Origin of the sequence: Coleofasciculus sp. A1-SPW-01 (assembly GCF_040217205.1) — a bacterium.
GTDB classification, from domain to species: Bacteria; Cyanobacteriota; Cyanobacteriia; order Cyanobacteriales; family Coleofasciculaceae; genus Coleofasciculus; species Coleofasciculus chthonoplastes_A.
This window is the reverse complement of the sequence record NZ_JAVJNP010000160.1, coordinates 103,436-109,674: the sequence shown is the minus strand read 5'-3', so window position 1 is coordinate 109,674 and position 6,239 is coordinate 103,436. Positions and strand designations below refer to the sequence as shown.

Genomic DNA, 6,239 nt, shown 5'->3' with positions numbered 1-6,239 from the left:
ACTATCAAGGGTTGTATCTTGGGAAATATAGACTCTATCCCACCAATTGGCTCCTGCCGTTGCCGTGGTACTACTATTTAATACTGTCCAAGACAGAGTTACTCTTTCATCGGCAGCTACCGATGTTACCGGATTCCCATCACCATCAGTGACTTGCGCTGCTGATACTTCTAGGTTAGGTGTAATAACATTGAAGGGAACGATTAATGTATTGTCATCATTATCAGTTTTTCCCAATAGCATTTTTTACCCCAACCTCGCTTCTCGCATAAATAGAATACAGATGACTCTAACATGAATTTAAATTAAAGCATCATCTTTACAGAATCTTTACTAACCTAGTCCTTAATCTTCACATAATCTTTAAACTGAAGTCCCCCCGTTCAGGGGTACTGCAGGGACATAAACCCCTACGATCCAAGTGTTTTAGCAATTTAGCACCGGGTAAAACCGGGGTCTTCTGTACTTAGGGTGCTAAATTGTTAGTTTGATTAGTCCGAACATTGAATAGTAAGAGCTTTAGGCATTTCTTCCCATATTTCAAGTCGTTTTAATGGAATCAGGCGCTACAGTCCTTATTTGGTAAGCGTTATAAACTCTGAAAGCTGATAGTTTAGCACACTAAGTCTGGAAGAACCCGACGCCATCGTGAGGAGAGCGAAGCGTAACGCACCATTCATAATGCATCATTGCTCAAGACATTGGTGGGTTACGGCGGATACTTTATTGAAGGGTTATTGTCTTGATTAAACCCCCGCCTAACCCACCCTACTGGCTAGACCGTTTGCTAGCACAAGTCCATCAATAGACAATCCTCAAAACCAGAGCCAGATATACTCTGCTAGGTTTGTCCGGGTCTTCCGTAGAAAGAAACAATAGTTAAAAAGCTACAGTTGCGGCTAAGGTAATCTAAGCCCTTAACGGTAGCATGGTGTGTTAATACAGCCCTTCCCCCTGTAAATGGACTATCAACCTAAGGCTGGTTAATGCTGCGGCTTCCCTCTCTTAAAAAACAGGTTGCAATACCTCCACCTGCTTCAACTCCAAGCCTTGCTCAAATATCTGATCAATCGGTAACATTTGATCCTCATCTGTCATAAACTTATGGTCTTTTGTCGCCCGAATCGTAGCACCATCCTCTAACAGATATTCAAACACCTCTTGTTCACCGCGATTATGCCATTGTGCAATGGGTTGCGTGTAAACATAACCATTCTCATCCACACTATAAACCGTACACTCAATCTGCTTTTCGACAATTTCCCCAATCGCCACAGCACCATATTCAACCGTGAGAATCTGTGTATCATAACTCAAGCAGTATTCAGCAAATAGGATCATCTGCTCGAATAACTCTTCCGCAATCCGTTTTGCTACACCATTTTTTGCCGCCCCATCGATAAAAATCTCTCGATGTTTCTCCATTTCTGCCACTTTCTTTTTACCCATACAGTTATGAGCAATAAAATCATTGGCAATCAAGTTATGGGTCTGGGAAATACTTAAGTCGAAAACCTCCTCTTGACCAACATATTCAATCGAGACAATTTCATCCCAGAATACATCGGATTCCGCAATTGCCATCAGTGCTTTATCCTGCAAAGCCGTGGCAAAATTCTGGACTCGATAAGGACTCTTTGTCGAAAGATGACCATCACCTATTAGATAAGCAGTTAGCTTAATTTGAGCATCTGATATATCACTCTCGGTAGTCAGTGGTAATATCTTAGCTAGTCCAATCCGACTACCAACCTTAAACTGATCCAGAGGCTGCCATCCTAATAGTGAATAGAAACGATGATCCGCTGTCGCTTTAATTTTACGATTGGTTTTCGTGATGATTTCCCAAACATCTCGCACGCCGTTCGGGTGAATTTCACTAATCGGTTGCTGAGTAATCTTTTGCGTTACCTGATCCAGAGACAACACCTCTCGTCCCAACCAATACTCAGGTTTGGATGCAATGTCTTTGAGAGACACTAAACGCCCCGTTTCTGCATCAATAATCTCCGTTGAACCACTCAGACATCGGCGTAGCAAATCCGCTTGACCCAGGGAATACCCCGCCAAATCCTGAGCCATTTTCATGATCTGCTCTTGATAACAAAGCGTCCCATAAGTTTCTTTTAAAATTGGCTCTAATAGCGGATGTTGATACTCAACCTTTTCTTTTCCATGTTTCCGATTAATAAACTTAGGAATCAGACCTGCATCCAAAGGTCCCGGACGATACAATGCCAAAATCGAAGAAATATCTTCGATACTCGACGGTTTCAACTCCCGCACCACCTGGCGCATCCCCGACGATTCTAATTGAAAAATTCCCTCTAACTCGCCCTTCTCTAAAACCGTATAAGTCTGTTTTATGTCATCAGGTATTTTCTTGATTTCCCCTTTTGCCACAATCTCAAACGCCTTACGTTCATCCAGGGGTAACTGATCCAGATCTAACGTTATATTTTGATGTTGGCGAATCAATTCCGCCGTTTTCTGAATCGTGGTTAAATTTTTCAGACCTAGAAAATCCATTTTCAAGAGTCCGAGGGATTCTAAGTCCTCCATAAAATACTGAGTAATCACCGCTCCCTCATTATTCACCTGCAAGGGAACAATTTCATCTAAGGGTTCGGACGAAATTACCACCCCCGCCGCGTGAACGCCAAAGGTTTTATTAGTACCCTCAATCCGGATTGCCATATCCAGCCAGCGCTGCACTTCGGGGTTATTTAAGTAAGCATCTCTAAACTCTGGTGTAGGCGTTTTCTCAGAAATCATTACCTTTAACTTAGTGGGTTTTCCCCGTGAAACCGGAATCATTTTTGCCATCCGATCTGATTCCCCATAGGGAATATTCAAAACCCTGGCGACATCTTTTAATACTGCCTTTGATGTCATCCGGTTAAATGTAATAATTTGTGCCACCCGATCTGCCCCATATTTGTGGGTGACATATTCAATGACCTCATCCCGGCGTTCAATACAGAAATCTGTATCAATATCAGGCATAGATTTTCGTTCCGGATTGAGAAAGCGCTCAAATAAAAGCCCATGATGCACCGGATCAATATTAGTAATTTTCAGAGAATAGGCAACTAAAGAACCCGCCGCCGAACCTCGTCCTGGACCGACAGGAATCTTCTGATCTCTGGCATATTTAATATAATCCCATACGACTAAAAAGTAGGTGGAAAATCCCATCTGCTGCATCATTTTCAGCTCATATTCCAGCCGTTCTTTATAGACGAGATCGATGTCACTGCGAGAACGACATCCCATGCGCTCCAATAATCCATCCCAAGTAACTTCTTCTAAGTAACTATCAGCACTGTGACCTTTGGGAACGGGATAATTGGGGATGCGTGGTTCCCCCATAATGTCGTAGCGTTTGACCTTATCCGCGACTTCTAATGTATTCGCGATCGCCTCTTGGATCACCTCATCGGGCAAATGATCCCGAAATAGCTGTGCCATCTCCTCGGCGGACTTGAGATACTCGGTTCCGGAGTAGCGCATCCGCTTCTCTTCTGAAATTAATTTCCCTATTTGAATGCAGAGTAAGGCGTCGTGGGCTTCGACATCGTAACAGGAGATAAAATGAGAATCATTGGTGGCGACGATTTTAATCTCTAACTCACGGGCAATTTTCACAATTTCTACGTTAACAATCCGGTCTTCAATTGACCCATGATCTTGAATTTCTAGATAATAATCGTCACCAAAAACCTCTTTATACCATTGGGCAAGCTCTCGTGCCTTTTGCACGTCACCCTTGAGAATCGCTTGGGGGACTTCTCCGCCCAAACAACCACTGGTGACGATTAATCCATCACGGTACTGTTGGAGGAATTCTTTATTAATACAAGGACGCTGAAAAATTCCTGTTCCTTGGATTCCTTTCAGATGAGAAATTGTCGTCAGTTTAACTAAATTTTTATAGCCTTGGGTATTTTTCGCCAAGACAACTTGATGGTATTTGCGCTGTTTCTTCTTCGTCTTATCTTGAATATCCCCATTAATCACATACATCTCATTGCCGATAATCGGCTTAATCCCTTTCCCCCGACAGACTTTAATCAACTCGATCGCGCCATACATTACCCCATGATCCGTCAGTGCGATCGCACTCATTCCTAATTCCACCGCCCGATCCACCAGTTGCGGTAGCTGGGACGCGCCATCAAGTAAGCTGTAGTCACTGTGAATATGTAGACCGACGAAGGACATAGGACAAAGAGAGATAAGGATTCCGTTAAGGGGTGCGATCGCTCACATCCATGGTAAGCTGACGGGTCTAATAGCATTCCCGATGCATCCAGATTGACCCTGGCTACCCCACATATAAGGATACATCATCCAACTACACCCTATATGTAGTCACACCCCCCGTAGGCTTGGTACGGGCTTGGTAACCAAGCCCCTACGGTTTAGGCGATCGCACTCGATAGATCTTGCCAGCGCTGATGCCACAATTGCTGCATTTTTTGCATAATCTCAGGTAAATCCTGAAACTCCTGACTTTGTTGATTGATTTCCCCGACTAATCCCTGAAGTCGGTTAAAATCTCGGCAACAGTAGAGTACCCGTTTCCAAGCCCCATACCAATCCTGTCCGGCTTGCTGATGGGTACGAATGGGTTTGAGGCGTTCTTCCTCGTTTCTCAGGGATTCAGCCTGTTGCGCCCACGCCTGACGCCAGGGTTGCACGGCTTCTGGTTGCTCATGCTGATCATACCAGTCACGTTCACGGCGGAAGATTTCCCCTAATTCATCCAACTGGGAACGAGAGGTACAGCGCCCAATCGCGGCTAATCCCGCCTCAATCCAAAGGGGCAAGTTGCGATAACTGACAAAGATAGCACGGGATTCCACTAGCTTGACCCAGATTTGGTGATGCCAGCATTCGACGCGATCGATTTGCTGGAGGGGAATGTTAAGAAATGTAGCGACTTGATGGCGTACTTCGTCCAGAGAAAATTGGCGAGGATCAATTATTCCAGCCGTGATTAAGTTCCGAGACATGGTAAATCACTCCTAATTTGGGCATGAGCGGTAGCGTTGGCTTGATTTAGGACAGTTGATGTTGGATTTCTGGCAATCTCGGCTTTTTTGCCTGGAAAAACGCCCAAATCCTCAACCCTAAATCAATTGACCCAAAATCTTAGCCACCCCGCACAAGTTGCCATAAGAAGTCGGAGTGGCTAGAGGAGTGTTACTATTTCTTCTAGCTTCCAGACTGGTCTGGTCAGTTTGGGGGTTAGCTGCTCAGAGCTGCGGTAACAGCTTTGAGTGGCGCTAAGAGTTTTCGGTTTAATTTGGATTATCTTAGCACATTGAAGGATGGATACTCCAGCGTCAAGGCTTTGTTACAAAAGCTACCTGTAGGGGCACGGCATTGCCGTGCCCCTACTATATGTATATGTGGCTCTTCAAAAAGTCTGGCGATTGCCTTCGGCAGTGCGCGAGAGCCTACAATAGGAAGAGTCGTGAGGAATTGAGCTTTAGCGCTTCTGGCACTAAAGTGCCTACTACAAACCCATCTTCCCCATCTCGTCTATCGTCCCTGTTTAGACGAGGCGATCGCAAGAATACCATACACGGCGATTCCTTGCTGGCGTAACACTTCTGTGGCAGAACGGGCGGTTGCGCCTGTGGTGTAAATATCGTCTAAAATCAGTACGGGTGAATGATGTGAACGTTTGCCAAAGCACTTACCCACAGCAAACGCTTCCGTAAGATTTTGCGATCGCTCTTTTGCAGATAAGCCAAATTGGGCTTCAGTTTCCCGAACCCGTTCTAAACCGTGGGGCTGATACTGATACCCTGTAAATTGACAAAAACTCTTGGCAAGGAGTTCAGCTTGATTAAATCCCCGTTGTTGGCGTTTGCTGGGGTGAATCGGAATCGGAATCACCGTTAACTTTTTCCTCTGCTGCGCCGCCGTCGATTTTAGCCACGCCTCCCCCAACCAGAATCCCAAAGGACGGGCTAACTGGGGATGATTCTCATATTTTAGCGCCGCGATCGCCCGTTTAAGAGTATCGCCATAATGTCCCCAGACAAAGACGGGTAAATCCCCTTGCCAAAATTGACTCGGATGCTTCAGTTGACAGCGCTGTAACTGACGCTGACAGTATTGACACAATTCAGCATCCGTGGCGCGATCGCATAATGGACAGTTTGATTTTAGGAATAAAGACAGTATGCTATTCGTTAACTGTCCGATTCCTCGTTTCATTGCGT

At 45.1% G+C, this 6,239-nt stretch carries 4 protein-coding genes; all 4 read right to left on the bottom strand.

Going from position 1 to position 6,239, the window contains the following annotated elements:
• On the bottom strand, window positions 1–243 hold a 243-nt coding region (locus RH949_RS24485; RefSeq protein WP_446356809.1), incomplete at its 3' end, for a hypothetical protein.
• 762 nt (window positions 244–1,005) lie between these two features.
• A complete protein-coding gene (gene dnaE, locus RH949_RS24480; RefSeq protein ID WP_446356807.1) occupies window positions 1,006–4,224 on the bottom strand; it encodes a DNA polymerase III subunit alpha in 3,219 nt (1,072 codons plus the stop codon).
• A gap of 200 nt (window positions 4,225–4,424) precedes the next feature.
• Complete coding sequence (locus RH949_RS24475; RefSeq protein WP_006105399.1) at window positions 4,425–5,018, bottom strand: hypothetical protein; 594 nt, start codon at window positions 5,016–5,018, stop codon at window positions 4,425–4,427.
• 532 nt (window positions 5,019–5,550) lie between these two features.
• The gene (locus tag RH949_RS24470; RefSeq protein WP_446356804.1) at window positions 5,551–6,234 is read right to left on the bottom strand and encodes a ComF family protein; all 684 of its coding nucleotides are present in this window, start codon (window positions 6,232–6,234) and stop codon (window positions 5,551–5,553) included.
• Between the last annotated feature and the right edge of the window lie 5 nt (window positions 6,235–6,239).